The organism is Tistrella sp. (genome assembly GCF_002684955.1).
GTDB classification, from domain to species: domain Bacteria; phylum Pseudomonadota; class Alphaproteobacteria; order Tistrellales; family Tistrellaceae; genus Tistrella; species Tistrella mobilis.
In genome coordinates this window covers 102,130-118,268 of sequence record NZ_NYWI01000072.1, presented here as the reverse complement: position 1 = coordinate 118,268, position 16,139 = coordinate 102,130, and the positions used below count along the sequence as shown (strand labels likewise).

26 protein-coding genes are annotated in these 16,139 nt (G+C 66.5%); 4 read left to right on the top strand and 22 right to left on the bottom strand.

Going from position 1 to position 16,139, the window contains the following annotated elements:
• Positions 1–3 precede the first annotated feature (3 nt).
• The 22 genes from CMO28_RS23305 to CMO28_RS23205 all read right to left on the bottom strand — a co-directional run bounded on the left by CMO28_RS23305 (position 4) and on the right by CMO28_RS23205 (position 13,017).
• Positions 4–444, bottom strand: a complete 441-nt coding sequence (locus CMO28_RS23305; protein ID WP_296717725.1) for a hypothetical protein — start codon at positions 442–444, stop codon at positions 4–6.
• Positions 444–1,055, bottom strand: a complete 612-nt coding sequence (locus CMO28_RS23300; RefSeq protein ID WP_296717722.1) for an N-acetylmuramoyl-L-alanine amidase — start codon at positions 1,053–1,055, stop codon at positions 444–446. Before CMO28_RS23300 ends, CMO28_RS23305 begins: the two co-directional genes overlap by 1 nt.
• An 85-nt stretch (positions 1,056–1,140) precedes the next feature.
• Entirely contained in the window at positions 1,141–1,548 is a 408-nt protein-coding gene (locus tag CMO28_RS23295) for a hypothetical protein (RefSeq protein ID WP_296717717.1), read from the bottom strand.
• Positions 1,545–1,970, bottom strand: coding sequence for a regulatory protein GemA (locus CMO28_RS23290; RefSeq protein ID WP_296717715.1), 426 nt, complete (start codon positions 1,968–1,970; stop codon positions 1,545–1,547). The genes CMO28_RS23295 and CMO28_RS23290 overlap by 4 nt, the downstream gene beginning before the upstream one ends.
• Positions 1,971–1,979: 9 nt before the next feature.
• Positions 1,980–2,654 carry a DUF3164 family protein gene (locus tag CMO28_RS23285; RefSeq protein ID WP_296717712.1) on the bottom strand — a complete coding sequence of 225 codons (675 nt, stop codon included), beginning with the start codon at positions 2,652–2,654 and terminating at the stop codon, positions 1,980–1,982.
• 5 nt (positions 2,655–2,659) lie between these two features.
• Complete coding sequence (locus CMO28_RS23280; protein WP_296717709.1) at positions 2,660–3,064, bottom strand: hypothetical protein; 405 nt, start codon at positions 3,062–3,064, stop codon at positions 2,660–2,662.
• Positions 3,054–3,254 (bottom strand): hypothetical protein, encoded by a 201-nt coding sequence (locus CMO28_RS23275; RefSeq protein WP_296717706.1) that lies wholly within the window; start codon positions 3,252–3,254, stop codon positions 3,054–3,056. The genes CMO28_RS23280 and CMO28_RS23275 overlap by 11 nt, the downstream gene beginning before the upstream one ends.
• A gap of 1 nt (position 3,255) precedes the next feature.
• Positions 3,256–3,462: a hypothetical protein gene (locus CMO28_RS23270; RefSeq protein ID WP_296717702.1), complete on the bottom strand. Its 207-nt coding sequence runs from the start codon at positions 3,460–3,462 to the stop codon at positions 3,256–3,258.
• A complete protein-coding gene (locus CMO28_RS23265; RefSeq protein ID WP_296717700.1) occupies positions 3,455–3,679 on the bottom strand; it encodes a hypothetical protein in 225 nt (74 codons plus the stop codon). The genes CMO28_RS23270 and CMO28_RS23265 overlap by 8 nt, the downstream gene beginning before the upstream one ends.
• Positions 3,666–3,914 carry a hypothetical protein gene (locus CMO28_RS23260; protein ID WP_296717698.1) on the bottom strand — a complete coding sequence of 83 codons (249 nt, stop codon included), beginning with the start codon at positions 3,912–3,914 and terminating at the stop codon, positions 3,666–3,668. The genes CMO28_RS23265 and CMO28_RS23260 overlap by 14 nt, the downstream gene beginning before the upstream one ends.
• Positions 3,904–4,530 carry a hypothetical protein gene (locus CMO28_RS23255; RefSeq protein ID WP_296717696.1) on the bottom strand — a complete coding sequence of 209 codons (627 nt, stop codon included), beginning with the start codon at positions 4,528–4,530 and terminating at the stop codon, positions 3,904–3,906. Before CMO28_RS23255 ends, CMO28_RS23260 begins: the two co-directional genes overlap by 11 nt.
• The gene (locus CMO28_RS23250) at positions 4,524–5,048 is read right to left on the bottom strand and encodes a hypothetical protein (protein WP_296717694.1); all 525 of its coding nucleotides are present in this window, start codon (positions 5,046–5,048) and stop codon (positions 4,524–4,526) included. Before CMO28_RS23250 ends, CMO28_RS23255 begins: the two co-directional genes overlap by 7 nt.
• Positions 5,048–5,821 (bottom strand): AAA family ATPase, encoded by a 774-nt coding sequence (locus CMO28_RS23245; protein ID WP_296717692.1) that lies wholly within the window; start codon positions 5,819–5,821, stop codon positions 5,048–5,050. Before CMO28_RS23245 ends, CMO28_RS23250 begins: the two co-directional genes overlap by 1 nt.
• Before the next feature lie 35 nt (positions 5,822–5,856).
• Positions 5,857–8,082, bottom strand: a complete 2,226-nt coding sequence (locus CMO28_RS23240; protein ID WP_296717690.1) for a transposase family protein — start codon at positions 8,080–8,082, stop codon at positions 5,857–5,859.
• A gap of 17 nt (positions 8,083–8,099) precedes the next feature.
• Positions 8,100–8,441, bottom strand: a complete 342-nt coding sequence (locus CMO28_RS23235; protein ID WP_296717688.1) for a hypothetical protein — start codon at positions 8,439–8,441, stop codon at positions 8,100–8,102.
• A gap of 36 nt (positions 8,442–8,477) precedes the next feature.
• On the bottom strand, positions 8,478–9,401 hold the full coding sequence (locus CMO28_RS29980) for a DNA cytosine methyltransferase (RefSeq protein ID WP_322111406.1): 924 nt from the start codon (positions 9,399–9,401) through the stop codon (positions 8,478–8,480).
• 62 nt (positions 9,402–9,463) lie between these two features.
• A complete protein-coding gene (locus CMO28_RS23230) occupies positions 9,464–10,114 on the bottom strand; it encodes a hypothetical protein (RefSeq protein ID WP_296717686.1) in 651 nt (216 codons plus the stop codon).
• Positions 10,114–10,326: a hypothetical protein gene (locus CMO28_RS23225; protein WP_296717684.1), complete on the bottom strand. Its 213-nt coding sequence runs from the start codon at positions 10,324–10,326 to the stop codon at positions 10,114–10,116. The genes CMO28_RS23230 and CMO28_RS23225 overlap by 1 nt, the downstream gene beginning before the upstream one ends.
• The gene (locus CMO28_RS23220) at positions 10,317–10,973 is read right to left on the bottom strand and encodes a dATP/dGTP pyrophosphohydrolase domain-containing protein (RefSeq protein ID WP_296717682.1); all 657 of its coding nucleotides are present in this window, start codon (positions 10,971–10,973) and stop codon (positions 10,317–10,319) included. The genes CMO28_RS23225 and CMO28_RS23220 overlap by 10 nt, the downstream gene beginning before the upstream one ends.
• An 18-nt stretch (positions 10,974–10,991) precedes the next feature.
• Positions 10,992–11,831 (bottom strand): DNA adenine methylase, encoded by an 840-nt coding sequence (locus CMO28_RS23215; protein ID WP_296717679.1) that lies wholly within the window; start codon positions 11,829–11,831, stop codon positions 10,992–10,994.
• A 5-nt stretch (positions 11,832–11,836) separates the two neighbouring features.
• Positions 11,837–12,685 (bottom strand): ParB/RepB/Spo0J family partition protein, encoded by an 849-nt coding sequence (locus CMO28_RS23210; RefSeq protein WP_296717676.1) that lies wholly within the window; start codon positions 12,683–12,685, stop codon positions 11,837–11,839.
• Positions 12,686–12,738: 53 nt separating this feature from the next.
• Complete coding sequence (locus CMO28_RS23205) at positions 12,739–13,017, bottom strand: helix-turn-helix domain-containing protein (protein WP_296717673.1); 279 nt, start codon at positions 13,015–13,017, stop codon at positions 12,739–12,741.
• A gap of 204 nt (positions 13,018–13,221) precedes the next feature.
• On the opposite strand from CMO28_RS23205, the gene CMO28_RS23200 reads away from it, so the two are divergent.
• From CMO28_RS23200 to CMO28_RS23185, 4 genes are all read left to right on the top strand, one after another.
• Positions 13,222–13,812, top strand: coding sequence for a S24 family peptidase (locus CMO28_RS23200; protein WP_296717670.1), 591 nt, complete (start codon positions 13,222–13,224; stop codon positions 13,810–13,812).
• Between the two features lie 78 nt (positions 13,813–13,890).
• Entirely contained in the window at positions 13,891–14,349 is a 459-nt protein-coding gene (locus CMO28_RS23195; RefSeq protein ID WP_296717669.1) for a hypothetical protein, read from the top strand.
• A complete protein-coding gene (locus CMO28_RS23190; RefSeq protein WP_296717664.1) occupies positions 14,346–14,762 on the top strand; it encodes a hypothetical protein in 417 nt (138 codons plus the stop codon). The genes CMO28_RS23195 and CMO28_RS23190 overlap by 4 nt, the downstream gene beginning before the upstream one ends.
• Before the next feature lie 567 nt (positions 14,763–15,329).
• Positions 15,330–16,136: a hypothetical protein gene (locus CMO28_RS23185; RefSeq protein ID WP_296717661.1), complete on the top strand. Its 807-nt coding sequence runs from the start codon at positions 15,330–15,332 to the stop codon at positions 16,134–16,136.
• The last annotated feature ends 3 nt before the right edge of the window (positions 16,137–16,139 follow it).

The following is a 16,139-nucleotide window of genomic DNA, read 5'->3' as shown; positions in this document are numbered from 1 at the left end:
AGGTCAGCGGTGCCCGCTGTGATCGCTCGAGGCGCGGTCGTCGTCGCCCGGGCCGGTCGGATCGAGCAGCGCCGGGTTCCAGGGCGTGTAGGTGGACGTCGTGATGTCAGTCGCCGAACCGCCATAGGTCGCGGCCGGCGGGCTGACGGCATCCGGCTGGCCACCGCGCTTGCCCCAGGGCCAGACGAGCTGATAGGAGGGCGCCCGCCGTTCGAGCCACGCCCACACCCCGAAGGCGACCGGGGCCACGGTCTGGTAGATCGAGATGCCCGTATCCGCGATCTGATCCGGGGTCGACCCCAGACCGATCTCGGCCGCCACACCGATCAGGTCGACCCCGAGCGCATTGGCGGCGACGCTGCCGATCAGCAGCGCCTGGGCGATGGTGCTGCGCGCCTGCCACACGGGCAGGGTCGGCAGGGGCGAGGGCGAGGGCGTGGGCATCAGGAAGCCTCCTCGAGCCAGGGCGCCACCCGGAAGCCGGGGCACGCCTTCTGCGCGTATTCATTGTGACCGGACACGCGATAAATCTGCGCCCGCATGCTGATCGCCTGGATCTGCTGACGCAGCGTGATGTCCTGGGCCGGAGTGTAATGGTCGACGAACCGGTCATCGGCAGACGACATGGCGCCGCCGATCAGGCAGATCCCGATCGAGCCGGTGTTGTGGCCCTGTGTGTGGGCGCCCACCACGGTTTCAGGGCGCCCGCGAACCAGTGTGCCGTCGCGATCGATCACCCAGTGGTAGCCGATGTCCGACCAGCCGCGGTCCTCGATGTGCCAGCGACGGATCGCGGCAACCTTGTCGGCGGCGGACCGCCCTGCCATCCAGCCAGGCGGTGTCGCGGAACAGTGGATGATGATCTCGCGAACAGGGGTCGCCCCCTGATAGAGCTCCGGCTTGTCCGCGTCGGGCTTGCGCGCCGGCGCACCACCGGCGGCGAGCCAGGCACTGACGGCGGCCGACGTGCGCGGGCCGAACAGACCGTCGGCCGGCCCCGGGGCGTAGCCAAGAGCGGAGAGCGCGGCCTGGATAGAGGCGATGGGCTGAGACATGACGGGCAAATCCGATCGTGATATGCACGATCTCAAGGTGCCCGTTAGAGGCGAGACATTCCCCCGGACCGGACGTCCGGGGGGCTCAGTCCTCGCGATCGCTCCAGAGCGGGAGCTGCGCCGGATCGGCGCTGGCCTGATTGGCCATGCGGCGGATATGCCGCTGAGATAGTCCGAGCAATATGGCGATTTCGCGGCGGCTGCGGCCTGCCGCCTGAAGCGTCAGAACATCACGTCGCGCCGACCGGCGCTGACGGCCATGCGGCACATAGATCCGCTGACCCGAGAGATAGTGGCAGAGAGCATAGCCCGCATCCGGCCCCAGGGCCACGATCACGGGATGGTCCGGGCGTGGTCGCCGCGGCAGCTGAATTTCCTGGCCGCCATAGAGCCGCATCAGGGCCGCCGCCACATCGAGGCCGAGCGCCTCCGCCACGTCGACCAGCGACGCGGGGAGGCGCTCGGGTATCTCGGGCGGGCGGCCGGCGGTCATCCGGCTGCCCTCTGTCCGCGCTCTTCCATCGCCTTCAGGACCTCGATGACCTTCGACGCCTGCGGCGGCGACAAAAGGTCAGGGTCGAACACGACACCATCCTGTCCCGGCGCCAGCACGCGCCCGCAGAACGCGCGCAGCGCCGCATTGGAGCGGTTGGCGATCACGCCATACCGATGGCACGAGTACCAGAGCGCATAGAGCCTCCGGATCTGGGGGCGCGCCACTTTCGGCAGCCTTTTGGCGCCGACCTTGACCCGGAACCCCAATGCCTTCATCCGGTCGAGCACGAGCTTATGCTCGACCGGCGTCATCGCCCGCAGCGACGTCTTGCCCGTCACCTGGGCCAACATCGCCCGATAGTCGGCTTCCTCCATGCCGAGCTGAACCTTGGCGATGTTGATCACGGCGATGATGTTCATGGCGTCACCTCAGGCGTTGGCGAGATCGATGGTGACCGTGGTCCAGGGCGCATCCGGGGACTCGCGCATGCGATAGCGGATGTACTGCCGCGCGCCGACCACACGGATCGCGTCGCGGATCGCCTGCTGGCCGCGGATAAACCGCGGATCGTCGCTTTCGATCTGCAACAGGCTGAACACGTGCGTCCGGTTGATCGAGCCCTCCTTGTCGGTCTCGAAGGCTCGGGTGATCAGCGATCTCAGTTCCGCCTTGGTGTCCTGCGCCCATTCGTTCAGGCATTCGTCCATCAGGCCTTTCGCCACCTGCATCTCGGGCCCGAACACGATCCGATCGTGTACCCGCACCTCGATCTGCATGAGGCCGTCATACGTCGCGTAGGTCCGATTGCCCTTCCCGCCGCCCTTCGTCAGGCCGTACTTCTCGGCGAGCAGGGCGTCGAAGGCCCCGAGGTTCTCATAGGCGTGTCCCTTGAAGCGCCGCACCTGATCGGCAAGGGCCAGCGCCCACCCGAATTCGCTGCGCACGAGCTGGTCCTGGAGCAGATCCTGCGGCCGGATCGCCTCGATCGCCCGCATGCCGCCCCTGCCGTCCCGCAGGTACTCGCGCCCCTCAAAGAGCACCCGGCCATCCGGCACGGGCGCGGGGCTGAAGCTGGTGATCCTGGCGTCGGTGTTGGTGTCCATGTCAGTCAGGCTCCGTTAGATGCCCGCAGGCTCTCTGCCTCGGGCGTGGCGTTGAAAGGGGAAAGGGCGCAGGTCTGGCAGGCCCGCCACTGCCGCAGTCGCTCGGGATTGCTTGTCGAAAGCGGCTGCCCGGCGATCTGCGCGCACTCAGCCTGCGTCAGAGACCGGCGCAGGTGCGGGCAGGCGACGGCGCCCCGATAGCGGGCGATCACGGCCGCGGCATAGCGCCGGGTGACGCGATCCATCCGGGCCGGATAAGACCCGGTCAGCACCATCGACAGGGCGGGTCGGCTCATGCCGATCTCAGCGGCGACCGAGGTAATGGTGGCGCCCGGCCGGCCGACCTGCTCGCGCAGGATGGTGATCCATTCCGGCTCTTCCGCCGGGATGAGCGGGCGCTCAGTCGGCATCACCGCCTCCCTTAGCTTTTCGGCGCCATATCGTCGCATAATATGCGTAGGCCTTTTCTTCCGACGCCTTAGCCGCGTAGTAGGCATCCCTGGCCTTCTTCGCGGCGCGCTCGGCGCGGAGCATCCGGATCTCCGCTTCCGCGGTAACAAGGCGGGCGGCTGCCACCAGTTTATAATGGTCATCCGGCATGCTACTTCTCCTTCGGCTCGGTCATCCTTGACCAGTGCCGCGCGTGCTTAGCTGTCGCCAAGCAAATACGGGCCCAATAAAGGATCGACAGGCTCTCCTGTCGGTCGCCGCACAGCCCGGCCGCCTGTTCCAGGTCCTGCGCCACCTGATCGAGATCCTGCGCCGCCCGGTCGAGGATCGTGACGAGCTTCCCTGCATTCTCACTCATGGGCGCCCACCATCTTTTCCAGGATGGAGCGCAAGGCGTGCTTATCGACCCGGTAGCGCTCGGCTGCCGTGCGCCACCTCGGTGCCGCGTCCCGCAGAGCGGGGATCTGACCCAGCAGGGACGCCATGCGCTCATGATCATCTGCCAGCGAATTGAACTTGTCGGCCATCTGCGACAAGAGCGTCATGACTTCGGCGCGTTGTTCACTCCTCGGCATGTTCGATTATCTCCTGGCCGTGGTCGTCGACCTCGATATGCATCCCACTCCACTCGATGCACTCGCGCACGACCTGAACGGTCGCCACAAAAGCCGCCGCCGCCTGCTCCAGCGTCGGCCGGCTGTCCTGCAGCCAGGCCCAGGTCTCGATCGCCGAGGCGAGGACGGCGACACCCGGGGCGCCGGTTTCCTCGTCCCAGGCGTATTCATTCTCGGTGTTCAGCTCAGTCAGCATTTGCCACCTCCTTCGTCTTGACGAACTGCACCTCCAGCCGACGCTGCCTCGCGCCCTGGGCTTCGGCAGCCAGCGCCTCCCGCACGACCCGCCCGCTGGGCCGATCCGCCCAGTCGCTGTCGGTCGCCGGCGGCATCGGCGTATCCCGATAGGGCCACCGCCCCTCTGCCGAGGACCGCCACAGGATCCGCCGCAGGCTCCACTGCCGCCGCGTGCGGCCGCGGTAGACCAGCGACCAGACCTCGGGCGTCTCGAGCACGATCCGATGCCAGCGACCGAGCCTGATACGGTTCACCGAGCCGCGGCCGTGGCGATGATCCGTGATCGACGGCCCGTTGAGCTCGGGCACATGCACGGCACGTTCCTCGCGATACGCCCCCGCCAGGATGAGCGAGATGAAACGCGCGGGATGGTCATGGATCACATCCAGATCGTCCGACGCGACGAACCGGTGCAGATACAGCCGCCGCCCGCCCGGGAGGCGACAGATCAGGTGCCGCACGAGATACGGACGGCCGTCCGCACGGCGGATCACCCGGGCCGGCAGCCGGTCGGCGACGCGCTGGCAGAGCGCGCTCATCCGAGCGTCCATGCGGTCTTTGAAGGTCATCAGCACGGGAAATCCTCCCCGGTGTTGTTGTCATGCACGACGCCCGCCGGGCGCCGCACGGTCGGGGCCAGAGGCCCGGTATCGCGCACCAGCTGCCAGACCCGGCCGCCGGTCGGCGGCCTGGGCAGCTCGATCAGGTAGCCGGCCAGGGTCAGCGGCCGGATGTAGGTCATCACCAGCCGCCGGGGGTGCCGATCGGTCTGGCGCAGCGCGTCGTCGAGGATGCCCTCGATCCCGAAGCGCCTGCGAATGCGCATGGACTGCCACATCCTCTGCAACATGGCGTCGCTGCGCGGCCCGGCCGGGCCGCGCTTCGGGCGCCGCCCCGCGTCCGGGGCCTGCTCGCCATCACGCGTGAGGCAGTACCCCGCCGCGTCGCGGCCGAGATAGCCGTTACGGACTAGGTGCTTGATGGCGACCATTGCGTCGCCGGGGCTGCAATCGCAGGCAGACACGATATCGGCGATGGACGCCACGGGGCGCTCCCGCAGCAGGGTGAGGAGCTGATCAGCGACCTGCTGCATCACACACTCCGCGGCACATAGACCGGGCTGCCGCTGGCACGGTCGATCATCAGCGGCTGCTCGGACATATCGGACATCGTCACCCCGTCACCGACATCGCCCAGCCGGGCCCCGAAGGTCTCGATTGCGCGAATGGCATCCAGGATTTCCCGCGAGTAGCCGCGGGAGGCCCGGTGCACGTACTCGGCGAGGTCATCGGCGACCCGCACTTCGCACTTGTGCTTGATCAGCTTCTTGACGTCCGAAACGGACAGCGGCTCGAAAGTCACGCGGTTCGGGGCCCGGCTGCCGACCTGGAGGTAGCGCCGCAGAGAGTCGCGCAGAGTGCCCATGCCGACCAGCACCGTAGGCAGATAGAGCAGGTCGGAGATATCCCGCAGCCCCTCGATGATTTCGCGTCGCCCCGCGACCTGATCACATTCATCGATCACGAGGGCAAACGCCTGTCCGGCGAGTGCCGCCCGTTCCTGACGGATCTGCAGTTCCTGGAGGAGCCTTTGGAACCGCGCGCGCGTGGTGCGGATCAGCTCAGGGTCGACCCCGAGCTCGGCCAGGATGTCCTTGACCATCCAGCTGTAATCCCAGCCCTGAGTGGTGCGGATGTAGACGCTGCCGGTCTGAACCACCCACCTCGACAACATTGTCGACTTACCCAACCCGGGCTTGCCGTCGATGATCACGATGCAGCTTTCTTCGGCCCCCCGCTCGTCAAGGCGCTTCAGAGCCTCCAGGAAGGCCTTGTAATTCTCAGTTTCAACGTATCCGGGGATCATGTATCTCTTCTCCTGTTCAGTTGGTCACTGGACCGTCAGGCGACGGCGCGGAGGACGTCCCTAAGCGCATCCGCGTCGACGCCTGACACCCGCAGCAGATCTCGACCGGTCTCGGTCGTCAGGCACCGCCTCAAGACCGCAGCCTGCCCGGCCGTCAGCTCGCCTGGGTGCTCAAGCGCCCAGGCTGCCAAGGCAGCATCGGAAGCAAAAACCTGCCGCCGCGCCGCCGGCTTCACCGGCACCATCTCCACCTCCACCTCCGGCTGCGGCGCAGCCTCGATGATCGGCATCGGCGCCTGCACGGGCGCCTCCAGCAGCGGGGCGCGCAGCTCGGCCTGGATCGCATCGCGCTTCTCGTCGATACGACGCAGGCGAGACTTTGCCCGCCTCTCCAGTGCCTGCTTTTCATAGCTGACGGGCACGTATCGCGCCGAATTCGCCATGAACTTCGCGACACAGATCAGTCGGCCAGGCTGACCGCTCTCCGCGTCGTATTCACGGACCCAGACCCGATCGGCCTGGGCATAGTCGTAGCCGACCATCACGCGCTCGCCGTGATAGGGCTGCAGGGCGTGATCGAAGTACTGGTTGTTGAGCCAGTAGACCTCCGCGCGGCGCGTCGTGCGCAGTTCGTACGGCCGGAACAGATCATCACGCTCATCCGCCGCCACTTCGACCGGTTCGAAACCTGTCGCGACATGGGCCGCCCACATCTCGTTCGGCGACATGTGCCGACGCTTCCCAGATGCGGGGTCATCAATGCGCGGCAGGCTGCTATGCGGTCGGTCGTTGTACCGATCCACCCATGCCGAGCACATCTCCACGAATTCATCCCAAGACGGCATGACCCGCGTCGTGCCGATTGTCTTCAGGTCGCGTCGAGAGGCCTTGTGGGCCAAAGCCGACGCTTCCTTGTCCATATCGTGCCCGATATAGCTTGGGAGCCGGCGCGCAAGCACGTCCCAGATGGTGGCATTGGGCCTCTCGATCCGCCCTTTGGCAGGCGAGTTCCATGGCGTCGCGTGCATTTTCGTGATGCCGAGCCGCCCCATCAGGCCACCACAGTCCGCATCAAAGGTCTTGTTCTTGTAGCCCGGCCCGTTGTCGACGTAGAAAATCGCCGGTATGCCGCAGGCAATCGCCGAGTTCTTGAGGGCTTCGGTGACAGCGATCACGTTCTCCTTGCGCGACAAGGCGAACCCGACCGCTTTCCGGGTCACCACGTCGAGCACCGTGGTGATTTCTGGCCGGATCGGCCGATTGGTCACCGGATCCAAAATTTCCGCGTCGAAGGTCTTGCCGTCGGCTGTGTAAATCGTGGTCGGCAGCATGTCCTCGGTGGTACGGGTCACATAGGCCAGCCGCGAACGAAGGGTCAGCAGCCCTTCCCGCCCCACCGCCTTCTCGATGTTGTTCATACGCTCGCGGAGGATATAGCGGACCTGATCGATGGTGAGCCGCATCTCCGGAGCCGGATTATCTTCGAGGTACCGCTCAAGCGCGTCGGACGCTGACGGCTTGGTGGGCAATGCGTAGTACTTCAGGAACATCGCGAACCCGGCAGGCACCGGCTGCGCCTCCTTGGTCGCCGCCGGCGCCAGAGCGCCCACGCCGCCACGGTCGCGCGCGCTGAACCATCCATAGAGCGTCGCCCGCGATATCGACGCCTTGCCGCGCCGATCATTGGCCTCGATCAGGCGTGCCACTGACAACGCGAACCCATCGCCAGCCATCAGAACCAGCTGCTGCCCCAGGCTCGCCACCTCCCGCTCCGTCAGAGGCTCACCCTGATCCCGCGCCCGCTCCAGATCCTGACGGTCCAGGGCATCCTGGACCGCAGCCAGGAACCGCCCGATCGCCCAGGCCCGCGACTGCCCCTGAGCAATCGCATAGCCCTCGATCGACCGCAGCACCTCGGCCCGCGCTTCCATCACCGCCCGTGCCCGGGCGGGCAGCGCCGAGGCCCGCAGGGCGGCCACCCGCCGATCGTCCCGCGCGACTTCGGCCGCGTGACGCACAGCCAGCTGTGCCCGGGTGTCACGCAGCTCGATCGCCGCCCGCATCGCATCGGGCAGCAGCGTGTAGTGATATTCGGTGCCGCCGCCCCGTCCAGCTCGCCGCCGGCAGCGGCCGGGGCCCATATCGGCCCATCCGGCGCGGGCCGCGTGCAGCTGAACACCCCGCTCCGATCCAGGGAACGTCGTGATCCCCCGGTCGGACGCGAGCGCGGCCAGCTCCTTGGCGGTCCACCATTCCTGCATTGCCGCGTCCCTTTCCCTTAGTGCACCAGGGCTGGATGCGTATCGTCCCTCATGTCCGTCTGCGCACCCCGCAGCCGGTCGACGGCGGCGAGTAGCGCAACGGCACGTGTCAGGGCCGCGTCGACTGCGCGCAATTCGTCAGCAACCCCGGCATAGGCCGGGTCGTGTTCGATTTGTTCGGCAGCGATCAACGCCGCCTCACGTGCACAGCGCATCATCCCGTCGGACGTGGCACGCGAGCGGACACGGTGACGCCCTGCGGTGCCGATCACGGCGATGATCAGGCTCGCGCCATGCTCGCGGGCGGCTTCGAGCGCCTCGTCAAACTCGGCGATGAGCCATGCATAGCTGTCACTCATCGGCTGTTGCCTTTCGGATCATATCCAGGGCCTCCATCACCGCGCGCATGAACGCCGCGCCGACCTGCGGGACAATCGCGTTGCCATAACCCCGCAGAAGCCCCACGCGGCCGGGTACCCCATAAGCCAGCGGCTGTGTTCCGGGCTCAACAGGCCTCCATCGGCCATCCCGGCAGCCGATCCAGTCAACAGACGCCCATCCGTCGTGACCCGCGCCGGGCCGGCCAGACTGGCCTGCTGAGTCAACGAACTGCCCGACATGCCGGGCGTGATCGTTCCGCCCCTGGTCCCGTCCGACGCTGCCGGGGTGGTCCACGACACCAGAAGCACTAAGTCGTTGAGATTTAAGCCGCGCCCCCTCGCTCGGCTGGCCCGCCCGCCTGTCGAGTCTGTCGCCTTGCAGGTCGGCCAGGCGCTCAGGGACGTTACCGCCGAAAGCGGCTTCCCCCGTGAGTGCGCCCACCGGGCCAGATCGAACGCCGTCGTCGCGGATTCGCTCCGGTAGTCCAGGGCCGCCGCGGTTGGCCACCCAGAACGTCCGGTGCCGGGCGTGCGGGGCGCCGACGCTCGCAGAAGGCAGTACCGCCGCCCCGAAGGCGTAGCCTGCGTGCTCCAGGTCAGCCGAAACAGCATCGAGCCACGACCTTGCAGCTCGCCCATCAACCTGTTCGCCAACGACCACGTGGGTCGTGACTGGCTGATGAGCCAGGCCCATGCGGGCCAGAGATGCCGCTCGTCAGCAAACCCGCGGCGGCGGCCTGCCGCGCTGAAAGGTTGACAGGGGCAGGATCCGGTCCAGATCGGCCGATCGCTTGGCCAGACTGCCCACCGGAGCGCGAGAGCCCAGCCGCCGATCCCGGCGAAAAAGTGGCACTGCCGGTACTGATCGAGGTCGGAGGGGAGCACGTCCCTGATATCCCGCTCGTCGACATCTCCGGCGGGAATAAGGCCATCTGCCATGAGATTGCGGAGCCATTGCGCGGCATGGGGGTCCACCTCGTTGTAGTACACGGCATTCATGTTCAGGCCACCTGCGCCATGGCATAGCCGCCCCACTGATCGGCCATCGCCTCCGCCAGCCCCGGATGCGTCCGGCTCCTCTCCCTCGCCCGGGTCGGCGATGCGGGCATCCGATGCACGCGCGACCAGCGCTTGTGCTCGTCCGTCCCCGGCGCCGGCGGCGGCAGCCAATCGGTTGCCACCAGCGGCGGCAGTCCGCGGAGGTACAGACCCAGGCGCTTGAAAAACGGGTCCCCGAACCAGAACGGCTCGACATACTGCGGGCGCTGATACCCGACGATCCGTGCCTGCGCGTGCCGATGCATGATCGGGTTCTCGATCGCGACCCGGGGGATTGGCGCCGTCCAGCAGGCGTTAAACAGCGCGGCGGCCTCGTCCAGCTCGGCCCACATGTCATCCACGCGGCGGCCGGCCGGCGGCTTGAACAGCCACCGCACCCCGCTGTTACAGAGCCGCGTGCAGGGCGGATGCATCACCGCCAGCAGGTCCCAGCCCTCGCCCAGGATGTCGCGGACATCGCACTGCAGGTGCCGATTGCTGCCATCCTCGGCCGGCAGCAGGTCGCAGGACCACGCATCGTGGCCGCGCGAGGCAAACGCACGCCGCACCACCCCTGAGAACTCACACCCGACCAGCACGCGCAGCGACCGCATCAGAGCCTCACCAGCGGGATGACGTTGGAGACACGCGGCGCCGTGTCGCGGGCAGCCTCTTCCATCTCGCGCTCACGGAGACGCAGCGCGATCGCGAGCAGGTTGGCCGAGGCGACCTCCCAGTGATGACCGGCGATATCCCCCCGCGGATGCCCAGACGCGACCGCATCCAGCTCGGCGACGACCGCCCGGATTTCGCTGCTCAGCGGCATGACGGCACCTCGCTCCGAACATGCTCGATCGGCCCGTCTTCGGGCATCTCGCGCCAGTCCGGCCACGACCGCGTCTCGTTTTTCGCCTGTTTCGCGGCAAGCGCGGTGACGACTGCCTCGGGGCTGGCGCCGGTCCGCCAAGCCCCATCCAGGGCGAGCAGGATGACATCGACCCACTCGGCGAGATCACCGGGGGCCGCCTTGATTTCATCCAATTCCTTGGTGATGTGAGCCACGATCCCGCCCGCGCGCGAGCCCGGCCCGAACGTCCGGCCGCTGAATGCGATCTGACGCCGGAGGTGCGCGATCAGGTCATAGGTGGCAGGCGCGAAGCCGGTCACCTCACCTGCGACCTGATCCGCCGCATCCGCCGCCTCGATCAGCTTGGCTGCCAGGCTCCGCGCGCCTTCCGGGGTGCTGATCAGACTGCATCCCGCGATCAGGTCCCGGAGATCGGTCTCCACAGGCGCCCACAGCGCCTCATCGTCTTCGAACTGGATGACTTCGATCACCGGGCCGACGTCGATCCCGTCGACGCCGTACCTACGGTGCGCGACCACCCCCAGAGCGCAGTGCTCCGGCCAGTCGGTGCTCCGCCCCAGCGGGTTTTCCACCACGGCTTGGTAGGCAATGACTTTTTCCGTCATGTCCGTGCACTCCCGATTTCAGAGTGATGCGAACAGGTCGGTCGACGTCTCGACCGGCCAGTTGCAATGCAATCGCTCGACTTTCACGGCGTTTCGCAGGCCACGCACGGCGACTGACTGCGACCACCACCCCCCGTCCCGGAAGGCGTCGTCGTACAGGTCGCAGACCGACATCGAGACGATGACCCTCGCCCTGCAGCGCAGGAGCCGCTCGATAAGCGCGTCATGCTCTGCCAGCGTCATGTCGCACGCGTACAGCACCTCGCGCGTGGCGAGCGAGGTGCGCGGATAGGGTGGGTCGAGATAGATCGTCGCTCTGGCGTTGTCCCCGAAAAGATCGAGGATCTCGAGGACATGCCGACGGTGGATATGAACGTGCTTGAGCCGCACGGCGGTGCGCAGCAGCCGATCCGGCACCGAGTGCCACACGCTGACAAGCCACGACCGCTTGAGATCAAGCCTCCAGGCCGCCGTATGCGTCTGCTTGCCCCCGATCGCCTGCCATGAGGCGATCAGAGTGCGCAGCGCGCGCTCCACCGGGTCGAGCTCATCGGCATGTTCGTCCGCCCAGATGGTTCGCGCCACCTCAAACTCTTCCTGGGAATAGGGTGTCAGATACACCTTTCGGCAAAGCTCCGCGAGTTGCGCGTCGTTCCGCAAGACCCTGAACAGGTTCACGATCTCGCCGTTCAGATCATTGATGTGCTCCGCCGCCCGGCCGATCGGTCGCGACAGCGTCACGGCGGCTGTCCCCACAAATCCTTCCACCCACACAGTCGTATCGCGCGGGATCAGCGTCACGATCTGGTCGGCGATACGCGCCTTCGAGCCCGCCTGCCGGTGCGCGGTGCGAGGCATGGCCATCAGATCCGCCCCCGCCGCTTGAGCGATGCGATCACGCGATCCTCAATTTCCAGCAGCAGGCGGTCGAGCGTCGGATCCGGCAACTTCAGGAAGCCGTCCCGCAACCGCATGAAATCCTTCTCGACCTTGGTCGGTGTAACCCCACCTTCGAGATGCGCCAGTGCATCGCCGACGCTCTGGATATCCGGGTGCTCATCACCCAGCACCAGCGCCAGGATCTTGTCCTGCACCGTCGCCGTCTGCTCGGACAGCTTCTGGAGTTCGGTCTGCTTTTCGGCGAGGTGTGTCCCCGCGAGCTTCAGGCGCGATCGGGGCGACAGCTTCGTCCAGATCTTCACTGCCAGCTGGATGGCCCGGGCTGACAGCCCGATCTTCTCGGCCGAAGACCTCGCAAAGCCGAAGACCTCGCCATCCGAGGAAAGACGCAAACTTTGCGCCTTTGGTGATGCCGCCCCGTGCTTCGCCTGCGGGTACATCCGCTCGTAGACCTGCTTCAGCTCGTAGAGGTGATGGCACCGATCAAGCGCCGTCAGCTCATTCCTGCCGAGGTTCTCAAGCACTTCCTCCAGCCGTGCTTCGTCGTCAGTGACGGCGCCCGACAGCACGGCCGGAATTGTCGGCTGCTCGAGCCGCTCGAGCGCACGCAGGCGATGGAGGCCCGCGATCAGCGTGTAGCGCGCGCCCGACGCCCGAACACGGATCGGGTGTTGCAGCCCCTGGGCTGCGATGATGCCCGCGAGGGCGGCCGCGCCCGCCTCCGAGAAGTCGCGCGCCCGATCGGCCGGCACGTCGATGTCGGCGAGGCGGATGTCCATGATGGTGGTGGGGGTGGGCATGATGTCATCCATGGGTTAGTGCCTATCCTGACGCGCCTCAACTGGCGCTGGCGCTACCGCAGCGGTCAGCCCGCGCGTGCCGATTTTCGACTCGCGATGAGCTGCGCATTTTCGTTAGAAAGAATGGACGCCTTCCGGATCGGGTACCGATCCGGCCACAGTTCCTTGGGGGACACGTCAAGGAACTCTGCGATGGCTCGCTCGGCCGCGCGGACGGGCCGAGACCATACGGCACGCATGTTGCTCGGATGGACGCCATGCAGTTCGCCCAAGCCGGAGAGCGTCATCCCCTTCTTGTGGATGGCGCACTTGATCTCTTCCTTTGACCAGGACTTCGCCGCCATGGGCACACCTCAGTCACCTTGTTTCGCTTTGTGCGCGTTCGCGCGACGCCATCGCGCGACGCTGTTCTAAAGGTACATCCAAATATGGATGTCATCAACCCGAATAAGGACGGTGCACCCGTGATACATCCAAATATGGCGTCAGAGCAGGCGCTGCGGTCGCGGGTGGCGGATGCAATAGCCCGTGGTGGCGGTCCCAGTGCCATGACCGAGAAGACCGGCATACCTCTCGGGACAATCAGCAAATATGTAGCACAGTCTTCGACTGCGTCATTTGCGAATGCTGCCAAGATCGCCCGCGCGGCGGGGATCACTCTCGACGACATGGCATTCGGATCTGGAATGGGCGCGTCCAGATCTGAGAGGGTCCCAGACGGACCGGATCTCGTGCGATTGCCGCGTTATAACGTCGAGGCGGCGGCTGGCGCCGGAATAAGCGTGACCTCTGAACTCGTGACCGATGTCGTGGCTTTTGAGCGCGCGTTCCTGCGCGACCTCGGGGCAGCCCCAGACAGATGTTCGGTGATCTGGGCTCGCGGCGACAGCATGGTGCCCACAATCCCGGACGGCTCCATCCTCGTCGTCGACCACAGCCAGATCGAGCTGGTTCATGGGTGCATCTATGTCGTCAATCTCGGCGGTGACCTGCTCGTCAAACGGCTACGCCGCCGCCTGGACAGCACGGTCGAGCTGGTCTCTGACAACCAGATCTACCCGGTCGAAGCGCTTCGGCCGGCGGACCTGGAACATCTCCGCGTGATCGGGCGGGTGGTCTATTTCTGCCGGGTGCCGTGATGGATTTTTCAACCAAGCTCGACGATTTGGACGTAGAGCGTGAGGCCCGCGCAGAGTGGCGCCGGCCGAGGAGCTGCCATGATGCAGATGCTGACCCATGTCACCATCGACACCCGCTATTTCCGTCAGAGCTCGCGAAGCGAAGTCGGCGACGACATCATCGCGCGCCTGCTGCCTGTTGTCGTCGATGGCGGAGGAGCCTTCTTCCGTGAGTTCGACGTAACCATCCTGCGCCGTGATGCCACGGCCGCCATTTATGATATCGAATGGATGGACACGCCTTTCGTCCGCTGCTGGCTCTGCATGGACCGCAGCGCCTCCGATGAGGTGTGGGACTTGGCGACCGCTGACACTGCGCATCCGCCGGTTCCCACCGACATGCCGCTGCCCTGGCTCGCCACCCGCTTCGGCCACTTGACCGAGACGATGGTCCACGATGACCTTCGCAGCATCTGGACCCAGATCGCCGACCTGGAGCGGTGCCTCGCCTGGACGATCATCGAGCTCACCGCGCGCGAGAGGGATAGCGCGTCATGACTGGCGACGATTTCCGCACAGCCTCCGTAGCCCTACTGGGCAGCGCTCTTCATTGGCAGCATGCCATCGCCGACCGCCTCGACATCGACGTCGCCGACGTCCGGCAGTGGCTGGATGACGGGCAGGTGCCGCCATGGGTCGAGGATCGCCTCGCCGAACTGATCGGCGCCCGCGACATCAGCCCATGGCCGCGAGACGACTGGGTTATCGGCTACGCCGTCACGGCCGACCCCGAGGAATTGCCGGCCGACGTGACGTCCGGTGTTGTTTACGCGACCGACATCGACACGGTTCTCTGCGAAGTGGCGTGGTTCGATCCCACGCCTGCCCCGGCGGAGATTACCCGCCTCATGGAAGCCGCTGCGGACGCCATCGATCGCATTTCGGACGCCGACGACGACATCTTCAGCTGACGGACCTTTCGGCAACATCGAGCGAGGGCGGCACCAGCAATGGCGCCGCCCTCGCCGTTAGAAAATCCACGAATGCGCCGCATCGGGCGCGTTTTCTGACGTTTTGGCGATTCGGAGTTCGGGCCTGCGCCCGTTGGCAGCGCCGCCGCCCTCAACCTCCCGGATTTCCGCCATTTTTCCCCGGCCGCGGCAGCCGTTCCGGAACTCCGAACACATTTCGGAGTTCGCCCGGCCCTGGCCCCGGTCTCCGGCCGGCTCCCAGGGCCTTTTCAAGGGCCCTCCGGTCCTGTTTTCCGCAGTTTCCCGCGGTGTCCACAAATGTTGGCCCGATGCGCGCGATTTGTAATCCAATGTCGCCTGGTTGCCACCTCCAGGCCCCGATTTCGCCCCCGCTTTGCATCCCCGCCGCGCCGCCCCCGGCCCCAGATCGGCCACTTTTCGCCCAATTCTCAAGCGCTTAGCAGGCGACCCGGGGCCCCCCACCTGAATCCAGAAGGTAATACCCCCCTACAGATCGTGGCGGTGGAGGCCGGCGCGGGCGATGCCGGGGCACGGATCGTGCTGCGCATGGCCGATCCTGCCTCGGTGGACCGGGCGGCGGTGCTCGCCACCTGCACCGCGCCGGGTTTCGGCATCCATGCGCTCTGGACCTATGGGCTGAAGCCCCGTGGGCTGATGCGGCATCTGCGGGTGGTGCCGGTGGCGGGGCTGGCCGACATGGCGACCGTCTACAGGCTGCGGCGGGACGCCAACCAGTTCTATGGCCGCAGGCCCGATGCCCATGACCCGGAGGCCTGGGCCGATCCGCTCGATGCCTGCTCGATCCTGTTTCTGGGCCTGCTGGGCGACAAGCCGATCGCGACGGCCCGGCTTGTGGTCAATGGCGGCGACCGGTCCAGAAGCGAATTGCAGGCCCTGGTGCCGGTGCCGGAGGAATTCTGGGAGGGCGGTTTCGTTGAGGTGTCCCGGCTGGTGGTGCATCCGGATTTCCGCGGCAACCGCATCCGCCTCGACATGTTCCGGGAGGTGGAGCGGCTGGCCCTGGGGCTGGGGGTGCGCTATCTGCTGTTCGACGCCATCCCCAAGCTTGCCCCGCTTTACGAGGCGGTGGGCGGCCGCCGGTTACCGCTGACCAAGAAGCACCAGGACAGCGACGAGATCGAGCAGGTGATGTATGTCGACATGCGCGCGATTCTGGCCCGGGTGAACCGGTTCTCGGCGGTCTGGCTGGCGGGGTTCGGCGGCACGCTGGGGCGGCATCTGGAGATCGCAGGGCGCGAGCCGACCGATGTGATCCTGGGCCCCGCCCGCCGCAGCCCCGCCGCGGCGGTGATCCGCGGCATGGGCCGGCTGTTGGCGCGGGCCGGAGGGTGAGAG